The sequence below is a fragment of the Agaribacter marinus genome, assembly GCF_030160655.1.
Classification (GTDB): Bacteria; Pseudomonadota; Gammaproteobacteria; order Enterobacterales; family Alteromonadaceae; genus Glaciecola; species Glaciecola marina.
Genome location: NZ_BSOT01000007.1, coordinates 223,232 through 241,158 on the forward strand (window position 1 = coordinate 223,232; position 17,927 = coordinate 241,158).

The following is a 17,927-nucleotide window of genomic DNA, read 5'->3' on the forward strand; positions in this document are numbered from 1 at the left end:
GACCGAAAATGAATAGCAGGCAAGACTAGCCACTTACTTTTTTACTCGTTGAAAAATAGCCCATGCTAACCAAAAAAATGAAGTAAGCCCAATGGCGGCAATAATTGCTGGTTTTGGGCTGTCTATCGAGCTTATTGAGCCTGCGTAGCTTGCAATTACGGCATATGGCACCGTGCTTATTTGCCATATCGCAAAGAATTTAAGAAATGGCATACGTGTTATACCAGATAAACATGCACACACTTCAGGTAAAATTGGCATTGCTCTCGAAAACAAAAGCATGAATACACCATACTTCTTAAAATTTGAATGCATTCGTTGCCGTTCATCACTGTTTTTAATCACCCATTTTTCTAACTTGTCACCAAAGCCGTAGCTAAGTGTATAGCCAAGCGCGCCAGCGATACTAAGGCCAGCAATTGAAACGATTGCACCGTAGGTATGACCAAGAAAGTAACCACCTAATATAATGACTGTTAGCGTAGGCACAGCGACAAACAAGTCAGAAATCAACAGCAATAAAATGATAGAGGCAATGACGTTTACGTTTTGATTTTTGGCATCGACTAGCCACTGTTCAATTTGCTCAACTGATAAAATGCCACCAAGTTTAAAAATGATGAATGTTGTTGCAAATATGCTGGCAAGCACTAGCGCTAACTTAATTAGAGGCTGCATTTTTTTACCTTATGGGTAGACAATGGGAATGGATAGTGTGTTTTTTATATCCTTGATATGTAACTTTGCTTGTTTAAAACTTGGTGGGCCGAAGCGTATTTTTGCCCCGTTCGAAAAGCCAAGTCCCTCTCTAGGGAATATTCCAGTCCAATTTTTGGTAACGCTGCCACTACCGTCTTCATCATGCAGAATTTTAATCGCTAATTCTTGAATATTGTTTGGAACATTTACCGAAACGGTGAATGAATTTGTATCTCTGTGAACAGGCAAAGAATATTGTGAAAGTGCATCATCGTGTACTTTCGGAAACCCTTTTTCGCTAAATAGCATGAGCAAAATGTTGCCCCCACGGCTGGTGTCAATTTGCTGAACTTCAACAGTAATTTTATTGTCTTGGGCTTGAGCGAATGATGTCATTGGCATTAGGAGACCTATCGTGATGTATATGTAAAGTAAGTTTTTCATGATCAGTATTTCCTCATGATACGCAAAGCCATTGATGGCGATAAACGAGATAGTATTCGAAGCAGTTTTACCTTTCCGATATCGTTGTCTAAGGTGAGATTTTCGATTCCCTTGATGATTGCGCTAGCAGCAGAGTCAGCACTGATTTTGTTGCTGCCTCGGCCTTCTGTCATTGGCGTTTTTACCATTGGCAAAAATGCCTGCAATACCTTTACAGATGTGTCGGTAAGTTGATGGCGTAAAGAAAGTGAAAAACTGTTTAAGGCACTTTTTGTCGCACAATACACAGCAGAGCTGCCTTTAGGCACAAGTCCTAGACCTGAGTTTACATTGAGGATAATACTTGTTTGTTGAGACGCCAACATAGGCAAACACCAAAAACATAAACTGCATATGGTTGCGAAATTGACAGATATTTCTTCGTGCATTGCATCGACAGAACAGTGTTTGTCTGTCAATTGATTAGCATGCTGAATTGCCGCATTGTTTATTAGAATATCTAAGGTCTTAGTGTCTGACTGTAAGGTTTTTATTGCATTGTATAAGCTGATACTGTTTGCTAAATCGGCATGATAAGCCTTGAGTTTAGGAAACCTTTGTCGTAAGGCGTCTATTTTCGTAGCGTTACGGGCAATCACATAGACAATATTTTGAGGGTACAGCTTTTCTATTATTTTTAAACCGATACCAGACGTACCACCGGTGATCAGTATGTGTTTATTTATCAATTGCATATTGCTGCCTAATAAGGTGTTATAAAACGAATTTGACTGGAACTACTGCGGATAATAGGCAATCGAACAATGCATATCGTTAACATAGGTTAAAAAATGACATTTCAGGCATTAATGGATGAACATGGGAGTATTGAGCATTTCAAAAAACGAGCTCACGTATTTTCTCAAGGGGCTAAAAGTAACTCTATATATTTGGTGAAGCAGGGGGCTTTAAAAGCGTACTATTTGGATTTGGACGGAAAAGAATACGTCAAATCGCTATTGTTCACAGGCAACACGATTGCGAGTATTAAAGCATTGCAGGGAGATGTATGTAGCTTTAGTTTGATTTGCCTTGAAGATACCAGTGTGTACAAATTGTCTTACGACAAAATAAAAGACATAGCGCTATCAAACCTTTCAGTGGCGAATTCGGTGATCGATTTACTAATGCAATTTGGTATCAAAAAGGAACGCCGAGAATTTGAATTACTGACCTTATCGGCCGAACAGCGATATCAGCAATTATTGGCATCGACGCCCGATATTCATCAACGAGTAACTCAAAATGATATGGCGCGGTATTTAGGTATTACACCTGTTGCATTGAGCAGAATTAAACACAAACCATCAATTACATAGACGCTATGCGCGATTTACATCAAGGTCAGAGCTCAAAATATAAAAGCTCATAAATAGGCCGAATATATGACAGCAATCCTGTTCCTGTTATCCACTTATAAAAACCTTGCAATACTGGAGGAGAGCATATATGAACTTTGGACAAGCAGTAGTGCAAAGCTATGTATTTGAAATACTATTTACCAATCATACAATAGCTATCAACGAAATCATCACTTCGCATAGCAGTTACTACTTATCTCAGCCGTTTGTAAAGAAATGTAAGGTTTTGTCTGCATTTTGTAAAGCTACTGAACCAAGGCATTAGTCGCCCCTCTTACCTTCGCATAAGCGCGCTTAAGTAAATCATTCAATTTAATCTTATTTTGCCCACTTTATACGGAGTGTATATGGCTAATCCATTGCCTATGTTTACCCTTTTTAAAGCAAGTTTATTGCTTTTATCTATTGCTGCACTAAGTGCTTGTTCAAGCGGAAGTGACAGTGATGACGATGACGCAACCGCTTACGTGAAGTTTTATAATGCATCTGCGGACTCACCGCCTATATATTTGACCTTGGAAGATGAAGATACCAGTGACGATGGATATGAAACGACGTTTCAAGCTATTAGTTACACCTCATCGCTATCGAGGGCAAGTTTACCTCCTAACAATTATAAAGCAGAACTTGCGTGGCAAGATGAGGATAGCAGCGCACGTTCTGATTTGGATTTGCTTCATGAAAACAACATTGCTATTGAAGCAGACACCACCCATTGGATAGTTATGTCTGCATCTGTTGAATCACCCTCCGTCTTGCACTTTTCAGTTACTGAACGTGACGAAACGGAAGTGATAGAAGACAGTGAAAATGATGTGTTTAACCTTAGGCTGCTAAATCTTCATGCGGAGTATCAAAACATTGATGTCTTTATATCAGCAGAGGATGAAACATTTGAGCAAGCGCAACTGATCGAGACAAGTGTATTTGAATCTCTTTCTGAAAATAGCAAATATGCTCAAGACCAGTATAAAATTTACATTGCAAACGCGGATACAAATGACGTGTTATATGAATCTGGCACGATAAGCTTTTCATTTAATGCTCAATATGTCGTTGCAATTCGTGAAAACTTTGGGAGCGGTAGCTCACCGTTTGTGGTCGATCAAATAACTAACAGTGGCATATTATCTCACCCAGCTGCTGAATCTGTCGCCAAGCTTTCAGTTTTCAACGGACTAGATGCGCATCAACTTCATGCAGACTATGCTAAAAAAATCGATGTAACGCTGATCCATCAAACAAGTAATGGAGAAAATAATGAGATCCGCCACGATATTGATGCACTAAATTTTAGTGATTTCAGTGAAACATTACTAGTCGATAGTGGCGATTTTCGGATGAACATTGTGAATGACGCTAACGACACTTCATTTATAGAAAATCAACTATTACAATTGCCTGAAAATAGCCATCAAACAATGTTTTTGTATTGGTCAGAAGAAGCTGTCGATGACGATGGGGATGATGTTATCGATGAAAACAATGATGGTATCGTAGACGCGCTCCGTGCCAAAGTGAATACAGTGCTGGTAAATAATGCGACCACGCTGGGCCTATACCATAAGCAAATAGAGCTGCTCAATATCTCACATTCTGAAGACTTTTCGTCTGTCACCGCATATTTTGTAAAAGCAAATGAAACTATCAGTACTGCTGGAAATCAACGTAGCATGTTGTTTGGGAAATCAACCACACTCAATCTAATCAACAACACTTACCAAGTATTTGCTATCGCTGAAATTGATGGTGTGGAGATTATCATTGATGACATTTCTATTACGCTTGATGAAAATAGTAGTAACCAATATTTATTGTTAGTATCGGATGCTCAGCGTGCCAGCGGCCATAAATTGCAATTTGTTGACCAGTTTTAGGGCTTGTTGATCTTTGTAATCGCACTCTGTACTTTGCGTATCAGAGTGCGAGGTAAATTATCCAGTGTTCACGCTAAGTAGTTCGAATGTGTGATTTACCTCTATCCGAACGTTCAAACCAGTGCTTTTACATAAGTTTGGGCGCAGTACTTCAATAACTTGTCTTCCGGCTAGGATTTACTAGCTTACTGAACTGTCGATGAACAGCCAACTAACTGCCATGATAGAAAAAACAATTCAGGTGCTTAAACTAGTTAGCACAATAGCTGCCAGTGATGCCTGGCGCGCAGAGAATACCACCCCACTGATAGGCGGTAATGCCATTTGCCTCAATTAAAAACCAAGCGTAGCCATTCATTACATCGGGCGTTTTTTGTAATACGACGATTGCTTGTCGCTCCTTAGTAGAGCCAACTTGTTTACTCGTTAAGTTTGGTTCTGCCCTTAGTTTTCCACCCCAAGAGTATGCGGCGCTTTGAGTGGTGATTGGCTTAAACTCCGCTATTCGTTGCGTGATAAGGGCTTTTAAGCAATCAAAGCTGTACTCACATTGATTCCGTTTTTTTAGCCATTCACGTTGCTCAAAGACCAAAGTCTCAGTGTTGACATAAGTTTTATTTAACTCTTGCTTATAAAGTTGGTTTAACTTCACATCTAAATTAGATAAATCTTTACTGCCGCAAATAAGCCGTTCGGATACCAAGGTCGCTTTATGACAATCAAAACTGGCGGCATAAACTGACGACGAAAAAGAAACGACAATTATCCCAACAAATACGAAAAATTTAGCTAAATACATTTATAAAACAGACCACCGATAAATATGACTTCATGTTTGATTAAAGATTGTATGATAAATAGTTTGCATGATAAACAGATTGTAACGCTCAAGTTTTATTGGACACTGTTCTAGACATTATGTCGCAAAGTTAGTGTCCATTATCTTATCGCATGCACAAGATTTGATAAGTACGTATATAGGTAGTGTCGTCCACGAACTAGGCACCCAAAGACAATTTCTAAATATTATACGACAACGAAACCATCCAAGTAGACAAATCACCTTCTGAGGCTTTAATGCCTTCAATGCCGCCTTTGCTGAAATATTTAGATGCCAATAAGGTGGCTTCCCATTTACGTGTAAATCGGTAGGCAACTTCAAGGTCTATCTCTTTACCCGCGGTTTTACCGGTAGTATCGCTTTCAAAGTGATGCCCAACTAGTCGCCAGCGCAGTTTGGCTTTTCTGCCGCGATAGGTAACAAAACTGTCTCTAATACCATCAGCGTTGGTATAGCTGGTAAATACATCAGCCCACCCTAAAAATTTGTGGTTGTTACCGAGTGAGGTTGCAAATGCAAATCCGTTGTCCTCACTTAATCTCTCATGCGCAATAGCAAATTTATGGCTGTTAAATTGCGCACTTACTTCTGCAAAAGCATAGTAACCCGAATAATCCCAGGGATTGTCGTCGGAGGTGCGTTGATGCGCGATGTCTGCGGTATATCCATATTTAATTGTACTGGGTTTAACTTCCCCGGTTATTCTAAGTCCGTAGGTGTCACTCGAAAATATACTAGCGCTTTCGTTTTTAATAAGGTGCGCGTATGAACTGAGCTCTAAAAACTGATTCACATTATACGTAACGTTTAGCAAGTGAGTATTGTGAGAATGATTACCTAATTCGCTAGATGGTCGACGAGTAATATCGGGAAAGCGACTGTCGTCAGTACTTAACGTTAATTCAGCATCATCCCCAAATATTCGGTGTACTTTAGAGATATATTGATATGAAATATCCCAGTGAATGGCGTCATTATAAGTAAAGGAAAAAGCATCAAAGCTTTGATCATTTTGCCAAAATTCAACGCTGCTCACATGGCGCTCGTTGTTTAAGTTGATTACTTGTCGTCCAATTTTAACTTGCCAATCATTGTTACTGGTATAATTGATCCATGCTTGGTTGACTTCCGTGCTTGCTACATCAGGAATTGGACTGGTAGGGCGTTGCACTGCCACTGAGTTATAACTGTCTTCATCGTATACATAAACGTGATCAAACTGACCAAATGCTGAAAGGGCATTTTCACTGTCCCATTTAGCATTTATTCGCAGCTTTATAGTGTTTGCCGTTGCGTCTCCTCTTTGCTCATCATTTACTTGTAGATACCGATATCGCGCAGTGGGGCTAACATCCCACTCGTTCGCAAATGCCAGTGTTGCGCAGCCAAACAGGTGGGGAGTGATGTAGATAAAAATAAACAAACTCAATGTTAACTTCATTGTTAAATCTGAACCTCACGTTCTGCTAATCGAATACAAAGCCCTCTGGATATAACGTCTTCGCTAGGTTCGCCCAGTGCAGAGCCACCTTCATCTTCTATTGATATGAGCAAGAATGAGGAGTCTGCAATGAGTCGCCACTCTGCTTCAGACAGTTGTCGATCAAAGTTAGTGGTACCTTTTGGTATTTCACCTAGGCTACGCGTTTGGTTGTCAGTTTTTGATGTTACCCATAATTCATATGATTGCTCAGTATCAATGTCGGGTAAGGTCAATATATCTAGCACAAGCGTCTTCGATTCTCCATACGTTGAGGCAACAACCTGCGGTGTTTCGTTTTCACTTTCTAATACTGCAATGTAACTTAGTACATCTGGCACTGTTGGTGTAATAGCAGGTTGATTAATAAGTTGGAATCCAAGCACAACGCAAACAACTAATGAAAATACACTGGATAACTGCCACATAGATAGTGAAGGCCACTTAAACCAGCTTTGCCCCTGTTGTTCAGCTTGTTTTGTCGCCAATTTGCTGTCAGTCAGATGTAAACTTTGCTGAATATTTTTCCAAGTTTCGGGCTTTGGCGCTAATGCGGGGACTTGTTCATTTAACGGCGCTAGCTTTTGTTCCCAGTATGTAATTCTAGTGTCTAACGCAAGGTAGTCATACTGCTTTCTGAGTTTATTTACACGGCGCGTGACTCGTGCGTTAAGTAAACCAGTAACATAATTTGACGCTAAGTGATCGACAACCTCTGGCGCTACATATCGTTGAATCACGGTGTTTTCTAATTTCCTAGACATTGTTGTAACCTCTCTATGCCTCGTCTGATCCATGATTTTACGGTGTTAATTGGTGCTTCAAATTGACTGGATATTTCTTCTCGACTGAAGCCATAGTAGTAAGCCATTAAAACTGATTTTCGTTGGTTTACATCTAAGTCAGCTAAACAGTCTGTAAGTTGTTGATCTATCTCACATAGTTGTATGCCGTCAGTACGTTTGTCTGCAATATCGTCAAAGCCTTCTATATCCGCCTTTATTTGCGCGCCTTCAATTCGCCGTTTTTCGAATTTGATACGGTCATAGGCTCTATATCTAACTATCGACGCCATCCAGGTCATTGGTTCAGCTTTATCTTGTCGATATTCGCTTGCGTTATTCCAAATTTGCACAAACGCTTCTTGCAATACTTCGTTCGCGCTGTCGACGTTGTTTAATATTCGATAGGCGATGCCGTTTAATTTACTGGCAACCTTTTTATAAAGTTGCGCAAAAGCAGCTTGGTCATTTAATGCACACCTCGCCAGTAATTCTTCCAATTGCGGCGGTTGGGGGTCAATCATTGTCGATAAATCCTATCGTATTTGCCTATTCAATCATTCCGTTTGTGACACATACGACGTGTCCAAGTGAAAAGTTGCAGCAAGTCAGAAAATTGCATTGCAATATTGTGAGTAAGAGTTAAGCATAATATTGATAAATAATCTTCAGTGAGGATAAAATTTTATGCGTATTGTGATATCCTCTGTCGCCTTATTTTCACTATACATAAATAACGAGGACGAACCGTGGCAAATTGGCGTATAGATAGTTGGAGAGATAAGCCGATTCTTCAGCAACCCACCTACAATGATAAAGCGCAACTTAATGATGTAGAGAGTAAGTTGGCTAGTTATCCGCCATTAGTATTTGCTGAAGAAACGCGTCAACTTTATAAGCAGTTAGGTGATATCGCCATGGGGCATGGATTTTTGCTTCAGGGCGGCGATTGTGCTGAGTCATTCAACGAGTTCAATGCGCCAAAAATTAGAGATACCTTCAAAGTCATATTGCAAATGGCCGTAGTACTTACGTTTGCAGGACGATGCCCTGTCACAAAAGTAGCGCGTATGGCTGGACAGTACGCTAAACCTCGCTCTGCTGATTTAGAAGAAATAAATGGTGTGGCATTACCGTCTTATCGCGGAGATATTATCAATAGCTTCGAATTTACAAAAGAAGCACGCGAACCAGATCCTACTCGTATGTTAGACGCTTATCATCAAAGTGCGTCTACTTTAAATTTATTGAGAGCATTTGCACAAGGTGGCTTAGCGGATTTACACCAAGTTAATCGTTGGAATATGACGTTCCTTGAAAACAATCCTTTGAAAGACAAGTACCAAGACCTTGCGGAACGTATTGAAGATACCTTAGGTTTTATGGGCGTGATTGGTCTAAATAGCGAAAATACCTCAGTGCTGCATGAAACATCTTTATTCACTAGCCATGAAGCGTTGTTGCTAAATTATGAACAAGCATTGACGCGCATCGATACACTGACGGGTAAACCATACAACTGTTCTGCCCATATGTTATGGATTGGCGAACGAACGCGACAACTCGACCATGCTCACGTAGAGTTTTTTAGTGGGATTAACAATCCGATCGGCGTAAAGGTTGGACCTAGCATGGGTGAAGATGAGTTGATTCAACTGATTGATGCTTTGAATCCAAACAATATTCCAGGGCGTCTAACGCTTATCACTCGCATGGGAGCAGACAATTTAGCGAATAATTTGCCTCGATTACTTCGTCGAGTTAAAGCCGAAGGTCGCCATGTTGTGTGGAGTTCTGATCCAATGCACGGCAATACATTTAAGGCCTCAAGTGGTTATAAAACACGAAATTTTGATGCAATACTGCGTGAAATTAAACAGTTCTTCGACGCGCATGCGGCGGAAGGGACACATGCCGGCGGTATTCATTTGGAGATGACGGGGCAGCACGTAACAGAATGCACCGGTGGCGCTTACAAAATCAGTGACGACGACCTAGCCGAAGCATATAAGACTCAATGTGATCCACGTTTAAATGCCGATCAAGTGCTTGAAATGGCGTTTTTGGTTGCAGACTATCTTAAAAATGCAAAAGTGTAGTGCCTAGCAACGTTTATTATTGACTAGCCAAATACGACATTAGAAAAGGTCGCTTCACAGCAATATGAAGCGACCTTTCTATTTGCAAATTTAGCTTGCAAATTTAGCGCTAGTATCTGCTATTGCGGTCCACCAACGCCATACATTAAATCCAGAGAATCTACTATTGTGATATCTGTTGCCTGTTCATGCGGCACGTCATAGTGCAGTTCATGCACGGTTAACCCTTTAAAACCTTGCTCACGTAACCTTGTTGCAAAAGTTCTAACCACTGTTCCGTTACCTTGTCCAGGTTTTGCACCAGTGAGTACAACGTTAATGTTCAGGTTTTCATTCTCAGTATGGCGCTCATCTAATAAACTGTAAATGTCTGCGCTGCGATCCCAAAATGAGCCATCGATAGAGAGGATATTCTTAAATTTAGGCGCCTCTGTATCATCATAGAATATGCTAAGTGCTACCATTAGCCCCCCAAATGAAAAGCCCTCAAATGCTAGCGTGTCTTCTTTTACTCGATACTCTTCGACAATATGAGGTACAAACTCAGTTAAAATGAAATTTATGTAAGTTTGTGCAAATGGCAGTCTAAAATCATTGTCCCTGCGCCCCGCATTTTCAAGACCAACTAAAATGAGTTGTCGTTGATTTTTGTCTACTTCTCTCGCAAAGCTGTCGAAATTCCATTCGGCGTCAGTGATGATTAGCACATCATATGGTTTTGTTGTTTCTGTAGTGTAAGTATTGGGCAAATACACGCGGTATGGATAAGTTGCCGTGTAGCCAGAAGGCGATATTTGTTTGCCGTCAATTACCTCGCCATGGTCGAGTGTTTCTTCAACGCTTGGTACTGTTGGTGGCAAAGCTGGTGGCGTTTCACACGGTGGAGCAGTGCTTGGCGCATTTCCAACGCGGCTGATCACAAGTCGATCTGCATTCCATTGCCATGTACCGGGTTCTCCCCAACCGATTACTTTGAGTGTTTGTTGCCCTGACGTCGAGACTACTAACTGGTCGGTCACAACATTGTCAGCAAATAGATTCCAACTACTGGTGGATTGCACGTTAGCTGTTGCAATCAAACAATCATTTAAATGCAATTGTACCTGCGTAGGTGTTTTTTCAATGGGGGTCGCCGCCTCTAAAATGACGCGATAAATTCCCTTATCTAAATCAACCTCATATTCAGCAAAGTCACCAGCTTGATTCGAATTAATGGCGCCTCCAACAGTCAAATTATGACGATTAAAGCCGTCAAAACTGCCACCGGTAAACTGCCAGTCTTCAAGTTCAACGTTGATGTCTTCCTGGCTTGTTGGTGGCGGATCGCTAGGAGAAGGGACCTGCGGTGTCGGTGCTGGGGATGGCGTATTTTCGCTGTCCGAAGATGAACCGCCACAACCCACAAGCCAAATTGTTAATGCGATAAAGGTTATAATATAAATGTTCTGCATTTTTCCTCTTTTTCCATCATTTGAACGTCCAGTAAATCGTCTAATGTTATTGTCTTTTTGCGTATTTAAAGTGTGTGCATATTGTCGATATTGAATCATTGATACGAATAACAAAGAATGTTAATTCAACTTACTTTTATATGTCCCGGCTATGCATTTTGACAAATGAAAAATGATGAAAACATATGAAAAAAGCTGATACGTGGAGAGGGCCATCCTTGTGACAGGCTAGTTTCAAAGGGATCTTGACATGTAAAAGAATTAGCGAAATACCCCAGAAGTAGGGGAGCAGTATCGCATAGTGAACATCTATTTAGGTATAGTTTGTCGTTTTGTCTATACCTAAGTGTTTCATTTTTTTATGTAGATTCGTGCGATCTACTTCCAGAGACAGTAACTAAAAAGGTAAGTAGCAACAGGGCGGTAATTAGCAGTCCCCTTTGTAATTTGGTAAAGCGGGCATAATTTAAAATACGATTTCATTGTAGGTATTTCATGTGTGGTAACAAAACCACAGTTGTTGCTTATTGTCACTCTTTTAGCATTTGGCTTCTTTATCGGAATTTTGCCTAAAGCGCTGAAACAACCAACCCAACGCGACAAGTGACAAGCCCAAACCAATGAACGACGCCGCTCTCAATATTCCCTCTAAATGCGCCATATCTACAACAAATGCTTTTAATACCACAATAGCCAAGATTGAAAAGCCAATACGGTTAAGTTTTTCATTTAAGAATTTTTTGGCCCAAACAATTAAACCAATGGCCGCGAATAACCATACTATAGAATAAGTATATAATTCAGCCGAATCGAATGCATTGAAATCGATACGCAAATAAGGATTAAAGCTCGTTCTAATTAAACCATTAACGTAAAACACCGTAAAAACTGCTGCTATTATTGTAAATAGTTTTGTTAGCTGAGCGCCACGACTCAAATTTTTGAGTACTTGGCTTTTGGTTAATGAGAACAATAGTGCCGCTGGCACTAACCAAAGTGGGAGTAGCCAATTAAATACTATGTTACTTCCCGTTTCTTGTATGGTCATGAATGGATTGTTGATGAATGAAATGTCTATGTGGATTGTCGCCAAACCAGTGATCAATATGGCAGCGAAAACTTGATATAGACGCTTCATCGAAGAATATTGGCTACGGCATAAATACACTGCGCTGAGTATTAGCCAGTTCATCGCCATCAATACGCTTTGCTTAAAGCTCATGTCGCCAAACTGCGGGTATTGCCCCATCAATAGGTAGCTTGTTTCGGTTGTGACCATTAATGCTAGGACATGCAACATAGCGCCGCCTAGCCAGATTTTTATACTCGGCGATTGCTGAAGTCGCCTTGCTAGCCAAAGAATGCCAAGTACTAAAGGGTAAACAACAATCGACCAATGCAGTGTAAATAGAGTTTCTTCTGCATATTGCTCAAGCCAAGGTGATGCTGTTAGTCGGATTAAAATCGCAATGCTCGCTAGCTTGAATAACCAAGCAGGTAATGCCACATTAAATTTAAGACCCAAATAGGTCATAAGCAGGATTTGTGTTGCCAGCGCGAGCGTTAATGTATTGGCACTCAATAGCATGGTGCAAGTCAGCGTAATAGCGCCATTCACTAATAGCCAATAGGTGACCGCTGTCATTGGTGATTTTTCTTTAACGCCAAGGTAAGTAAACGTTAAGGCAGTAATTAACAACTCTGTTGCGTATACAGGGTAGAGGTATTGTGCTGCTTCAGCGGGCGAGAAGGTGTAACTTATGCCCATAATTAGCAACGGTGCTAAGACTAGTAGTAGTAAAAATGCTGGGCGTTCTACCGACGCTTTTCGTAACACGATGTGTACGCAAAATGCGTATAACGCAAATGAGAAAAATGCAACTTGTGTGACCAAATAGTGGCCACTAAAGACGAATAAGTTATCGCTATAATCGTATTCAATCGGCAAGTTTAGATAAGTAAATAACACTAGCGCTAATGCAATAAAGGGCCATGTATCGAAGGCGCTATGTTTTATCGGCGCTATGCATAGCACGACACTGAATATCGTGAGTATCCACAACATCGTATTTACATTCTCGCTGTTCCAGAACATGTGTATTAAGAAGAATAGGCCGATAGCGATTGCTGGCAGAATAATTCCTAGCTGCTCTTTTCTCGGAATGATCAACGCTTTCAACGAAAATGCTACTCTGACGGTTTGCGCTAAACGCCAACCTAAAATCGGCACAAGTACAAATAGATAAATAGAAATAAGTGCGAAACAAAGTATGACAACGGCGTGGGACGCATCACCTAATACAATGGCGATAAACATCCATAAAAAATGTCCGGCAGCCGTCAAGTACCATAGCCACGATTTTTTTACGGACGCTACAACTAATGTTGAGGATAAAGATACCAACGCAACATATATCAATAAAGCGAGTATGTTGTTTGAACCGGTCGACACTAGTGCTGGCACAAGATATGCGCCAATGATGCCGATGACAGCGAGCAGTGGGCCGAATCTTAATGATAGCCATGCTGCGGCAGTTGCGATACACGCAAGTATAGCAAATGCCACTAATGGCGTTATAAATGCGTAGAAATCAAATGCCACGTATGTCATAGCAAAACAAGTGATGACGCCACCACTTGCCAACGCGGCACTGATAAACGGAGTATTAATGTTAAAACGCGCTGGGTGACGATATAAATAGTCTGCAACAGCGATGAGTAAAACACCGAATATAGCGCCGCTTATAATACGTATGTGTGGTGGAAATAAACCTGCTTCAATACTGTATTTAGCTAAAAATACTCCACCGAATGAAAGAATAATAGCGCCTATCCATAACAAGCCATTGCCCATTAAAAAGGTTTCTAGATTGAAAGACGTCTTAGTTTTATGCGCATCATGTGTTTTCTTTGGTGTAGCAGGGCGGTGATTTTTTAAAGATGCCGTCGGTACGCTTGCTGAAGCTGCTATGGTGTCAGGTGTCGATGGCACAACTTTTTGGCCGTCAGTACTTTTTAAGCGAGTGCCAGTGTTTGACGTATCAACAGGCTTTGCATCTGTATGGTCGTTTTGTGTGCCATGTTGATCATTTGAATACGGTTCAACATTTTTTGACCTTGAAGTATCGGAAAGTGTTTTATGTAACTGAGCAAGCTGCTTTTTTTGATTGTCGACTATTGCGATAAGTTTAGTGACTTCGCTTTGCAAGGCTTTGAGTCGCGAACCGTTGCGAAATCCCATTGCAGCGCCACCGACGACAAATATAAATAGACCAATTGCAATTAAAAATATAAGAAGAACAGAACCATCCATTTACTTTCTCCAGTTAGTACACTTATGATCAATACGTCCTAAGTTACTATACTCACTAGTGACAGTTATGGATAGAAAACAATAAAAAGTAGCATATCGCTATGCTACTAGTGTGTATTCATTATACTTTTACCAAACAAGGTAAAAGTATAATGTAAAAGCATCGAAAGGTTTATTCTGCCTCTAACTCAGCATCAGTCTTGGTTTTTATGTCTCCCCATAAACCATTTGCACTATCGATAAAACCCGAGGTATCGCTTAACCAGCGTTGTTGTACTTTGTCATTCAAGTTTAGATAAAGCTTATTGTCCACGATTTTAAATGCTTGTGGGTCGGTATCAAACTTACGCTCCATGGTTACACCAAACGCACAGAAGCCGCCATATTGAGGCGCATATTTTTCTGGATTGCTTTTAAACAAGTCACGGTGCGCCGCAGAAGAAAACTGATAGATTGCATTTTTGTAAGTAGCGGTAAATTGGCTACTACCTTCTACTGCTTTTCCTTTAGTAAAGTAAGCTACCGTATCATACCCTTTTATCGCTACGTCGTTTGCGTCAGCATTCATGTCGATATCGGCTGCAAAAACAAAAGTACTTAGTGTTAGTGTGGAGGCCACTGCCGCTGCTTTTAAAATATTTGTGAAAGTCATCTTTATGTATCCTTAAATTGGTTTGTCTGATACGCATTGTTGTAAATGCGCTTACTTAATACCTGATATAAGATACGTGTTTATCTGTACAAAAAGGCGCAATTAGTCTATAAAAGTATGCAGATAGTATTATTTGGTGGTTTATGGATCCATTATCGTTAGTGTTACAAACATTTGGTGTGCGAGCAGATGTATTTTTTACCGGAAATCTTTGCAATTTACATGATTTTACAGAAGAGAACGGTCAACGAGGACATTTGCACATCTTAAAGTCAGGGGCGTTGGATTTGATCAGTAAAAGCGGTAGCCGCCAGCGTGTAAATAAACCGACGGTGATATTTTTCCCTCGAGGCGAAAAGCACCGATTTGTACCTGACCCACTCACAGGGGCAGATATTGTGTGCGCTACGCTAGAATATAACGAACTTAGTACCAATCCAATTGCAAAGGCATTGCCGCCAGAATTAGTGCTGAGTATGGAGTCATACCCAAAGTTCCCTAAAATATGTGATGCCTTGTTTGATGAGGCATTTAGTGACGAATATGGACGTGTAACGGCAATTAACCGATGGCTTGATTTGTTCTTGATAGAAATATTGCGGGTATGTTTAATGAATAAATTAATTACCACCGGTCTAATGGCTGGTTTGGCAGATTCTAAATTGGCGAACGCAATTGTGGCAATACACACAAGGCCTGCTGAAAATTGGACTGTGGACACCTTGGCTGCTGAAGCTTTTATGTCTCGTGCAAAGTTTGCGGCATCGTTTAAACAGGTAATTGGACAAACGCCGGCTAGCTATATGCTTGATTGGCGAATGATACTGGCACGTAGTCTATTGAAAAACGGTTTAGCGGTGAGTGAAGTGTCAGAAGCCATAGGCTATGAGAACAGTTCAGCAATGGCTAGGGTATTCAAAAAAGTACTTGGTGTGTCGCCTAAGCAGTTTCAATTAGATAACATGTAACTCAACAACAGGCAATTCAGTGGCTAACACACTCATGTATTAGTATTTTCTTGTTTATGTTGATTTATCCATAGATCAAAATATTTTCCCTTCTGAGCTAACAAGGTTTCGTGTGTTCCTTGTTCTACAATGCTGCCCTGATGCATTACCACGATAGTATCGGCATCGACAATGGTCGACAAACGATGTGCAATGACTAAGCTTGTATGGCCCTTTGCTACCGATTTTAAGGCGTCAAGAATAGCGGTTTCAGATTGCGAATCTAAAGAACTGGTCGCTTCATCAAATACTAAAATTGGCGATTGTTTTAACACCGCTCTGGCAATTGCTACTCGTTGTTTTTCGCCGCCAGAAAGTTTTAAACCGCGTTCACCTACGGGTGTTTCGAGGCCGTTAGGTAATTTATCTATAAATTCGCTAAGATGCGCGAGGGATATTGCTTGCTGAATATCTTCGTTTGTCGCGCCAGGGCGACCATATTTAATATTTTCATAAAGTGTGTCGTTAAACAATACTGTATCTTGAGGCACTATGGCGATGGCATTTCGCAGACTGTCTTGCGTGACGTGTTGTATATTTTGCCCATCAATAGTAATGCTACCGCCTTGCGACTCATAAAACCTAAACAAGAGTTTTACCAAGGTTGACTTACCGGAACCGCTTTCACCGACAACAGCTACTTTTTGCCCTGACCGGATGTGCAGATTCACTTTTTTCAGTATTTGTCGCTCTGGCGTATAAGCAAATGACACGTCAGAAAATGTAATTTCGGCTTGCTTGAGTTTGAGTGTTTGCGCATTTTCTGTGTCTGCAATTTTTGGTCGACGATCGAGTAATTCAAATAAATTTTCTATATTTGCTAGCGACCCGCGTATTTCTCTGTACACAAAACCTAAAAAATTGAGCGGCATGAATATCTGCATTGTAAATGCGTTTACAAGTACAAAGTCGCCAATGGTCATATTGCCTTTTGCCACTTCGTAAGCCGCCATACCTAACATTGAGGTCATCGCTAGTGCAATGATAAATGCTTGACCGCCGTTTAGTGCAAACAAAGATAAGCGATTTTTACGTCTGGCTTGTTCCCAATCTGCTAAACCTTGGTCGTATCGTTTAGCTTCAAAGGCTTCGTTTCCAAAATATCGAACGGTTTCAAAATTAAGTAAACTATCAATTGCGCGGGTACTAGAGGCATTGTCAGCCATATTCTGCGCTTTGACATATTTGGTTCGCCAATCGGTAGCCTTTATAGAAAACCACACGTACGAGACAACAGAAGTAAGAATAATTCCCGCAAAGGTGAAACCGTAGTTGTAGAGTAATACGCCAACAACCATGGCTAGTTCGAGTAGTGTGGGGCCAATATTAAATACCATGAAACGCATTAAGAAGCTGATGCCACTAACACCGCGCTCAATGTCGCGCGACAAACCACCCGTTTGCCTAGATAAGTGAAATTCTAATTCGAGTTTATGAAGGTGTTGGAATACCGTCAACCCTAGTCGGCGCATGGCGCGTTCAGTTACTCTGCCAAATAAGGTATCGCGTATTTCACCGAATAAGACATTTGCTAATCTAAGTGCACCATAAGCCACAATTAGGCCAATAATCGCAGACATCGCTTGCGCCATTGCATCATCAATATTTAGGTTGTCTACAATGTGTTTAAGAATAAATGGTAAAGTAATACTCGCCAATTTGGCCGCAATCAAGCATGACATCGCCAACCACACGCGAGATTTAAACTCGGTCAAATACGGCCAGAGTTTGGTAACAATTTTCCAATTAAACCGCGTGTTTTCGTTGAGGGGGAATCGAGTGGGGCGCAAGATGGTCCGTTTAGGTATTTTTTACATTGCTCAATAGTATAAGGCTTATGTCTATTTACATAAAGGATAAGTGACGCAGCTGTTGGAACTGA

15 protein-coding genes are annotated in these 17,927 nt (G+C 40.8%); 4 read left to right on the forward strand and 11 right to left on the reverse strand.

The genetic code is table 11. From position 1 onward, the window contains the following. Nucleotides 1-33 precede the first annotated feature (33 nt). From QQK00_RS15500 to QQK00_RS15510, 3 genes are read right to left on the reverse strand one after another with little or no spacing between them, the layout of a single operon-like run. Nucleotides 34-678 carry a TVP38/TMEM64 family protein gene (locus QQK00_RS15500; protein WP_284218538.1) on the reverse strand — a complete coding sequence of 215 codons (645 nt, stop codon included), beginning with the start codon at nt 676-678 and terminating at the stop codon, nt 34-36. A 9-nt stretch (nt 679-687) separates the two neighbouring features. Next, on the reverse strand, nt 688-1,143 hold the full coding sequence (locus QQK00_RS15505) for a DUF2141 domain-containing protein (RefSeq protein ID WP_284218540.1): 456 nt from the start codon (nt 1,141-1,143) through the stop codon (nt 688-690). Nucleotides 1,144-1,145: 2 nt separating this feature from the next. Further along, the gene (locus tag QQK00_RS15510; RefSeq protein WP_284218542.1) at nt 1,146-1,877 is read right to left on the reverse strand and encodes an SDR family oxidoreductase; all 732 of its coding nucleotides are present in this window, start codon (nt 1,875-1,877) and stop codon (nt 1,146-1,148) included. Between the two features lie 96 nt (nt 1,878-1,973). Between QQK00_RS15510 and QQK00_RS15515 the strand changes: the two genes are divergently transcribed. Further along, nucleotides 1,974-2,501, forward strand: coding sequence for a Crp/Fnr family transcriptional regulator (locus QQK00_RS15515; protein WP_284218543.1), 528 nt, complete (start codon nt 1,974-1,976; stop codon nt 2,499-2,501). A gap of 389 nt (nt 2,502-2,890) precedes the next feature. Further along, entirely contained in the window at nt 2,891-4,420 is a 1,530-nt protein-coding gene (locus tag QQK00_RS15520) for a hypothetical protein (RefSeq protein ID WP_284218544.1), read from the forward strand. Nucleotides 4,421-4,670: 250 nt separating this feature from the next. Here the strand turns inward: QQK00_RS15520 and QQK00_RS15525 are convergent, their stop codons facing one another. From QQK00_RS15525 to QQK00_RS15540, 4 genes are all read right to left on the reverse strand, one after another. Continuing rightward, entirely contained in the window at nt 4,671-5,219 is a 549-nt protein-coding gene (locus tag QQK00_RS15525; RefSeq protein ID WP_284218546.1) for a lysozyme inhibitor LprI family protein, read from the reverse strand. A 220-nt stretch (nt 5,220-5,439) separates the two neighbouring features. Continuing rightward, on the reverse strand, nt 5,440-6,702 hold the full coding sequence (locus QQK00_RS15530) for an alginate export family protein (protein WP_284218548.1): 1,263 nt from the start codon (nt 6,700-6,702) through the stop codon (nt 5,440-5,442). Nucleotides 6,703-6,704: 2 nt separating this feature from the next. Then, nucleotides 6,705-7,505 (reverse strand): anti-sigma factor, encoded by an 801-nt coding sequence (locus QQK00_RS15535; RefSeq protein ID WP_284218550.1) that lies wholly within the window; start codon nt 7,503-7,505, stop codon nt 6,705-6,707. Beyond that, nucleotides 7,490-8,047, reverse strand: a complete 558-nt coding sequence (locus QQK00_RS15540; protein WP_284218552.1) for a sigma-70 family RNA polymerase sigma factor — start codon at nt 8,045-8,047, stop codon at nt 7,490-7,492. The genes QQK00_RS15535 and QQK00_RS15540 overlap by 16 nt, the downstream gene beginning before the upstream one ends. A 225-nt stretch (nt 8,048-8,272) precedes the next feature. Here QQK00_RS15540 and QQK00_RS15545 point away from each other — a divergent pair, with 225 nt between their 5' ends. Next, a complete protein-coding gene (locus QQK00_RS15545; RefSeq protein ID WP_284218553.1) occupies nt 8,273-9,622 on the forward strand; it encodes a class II 3-deoxy-7-phosphoheptulonate synthase in 1,350 nt (449 codons plus the stop codon). 119 nt (nt 9,623-9,741) lie between these two features. Here QQK00_RS15545 and QQK00_RS15550 read toward each other — a convergent pair whose 3' ends face one another. The 3 genes from QQK00_RS15550 to QQK00_RS15560 all read right to left on the reverse strand — a co-directional run bounded on the left by QQK00_RS15550 (nt 9,742) and on the right by QQK00_RS15560 (nt 15,038). Then, a complete protein-coding gene (locus QQK00_RS15550; RefSeq protein WP_284218554.1) occupies nt 9,742-11,073 on the reverse strand; it encodes a carbohydrate-binding protein in 1,332 nt (443 codons plus the stop codon). Nucleotides 11,074-11,611: 538 nt separating this feature from the next. Continuing rightward, nucleotides 11,612-14,386, reverse strand: a complete 2,775-nt coding sequence (locus QQK00_RS15555) for a DUF2339 domain-containing protein (RefSeq protein ID WP_284218555.1) — start codon at nt 14,384-14,386, stop codon at nt 11,612-11,614. 172 nt (nt 14,387-14,558) lie between these two features. Further along, a complete protein-coding gene (locus QQK00_RS15560) occupies nt 14,559-15,038 on the reverse strand; it encodes a YHS domain-containing (seleno)protein (RefSeq protein ID WP_284218556.1) in 480 nt (159 codons plus the stop codon). 143 nt (nt 15,039-15,181) lie between these two features. Here QQK00_RS15560 and QQK00_RS15565 point away from each other — a divergent pair, with 143 nt between their 5' ends. Continuing rightward, complete coding sequence (locus tag QQK00_RS15565; protein WP_284218557.1) at nt 15,182-16,006, forward strand: helix-turn-helix transcriptional regulator; 825 nt, start codon at nt 15,182-15,184, stop codon at nt 16,004-16,006. Between the two features lie 32 nt (nt 16,007-16,038). On the opposite strand, the gene QQK00_RS15570 is transcribed toward QQK00_RS15565, so the two are convergent. Further along, nucleotides 16,039-17,835, reverse strand: a complete 1,797-nt coding sequence (locus tag QQK00_RS15570; protein WP_284218559.1) for an ABCB family ABC transporter ATP-binding protein/permease — start codon at nt 17,833-17,835, stop codon at nt 16,039-16,041. Nucleotides 17,836-17,927: the final 92 nt, after the last annotated feature.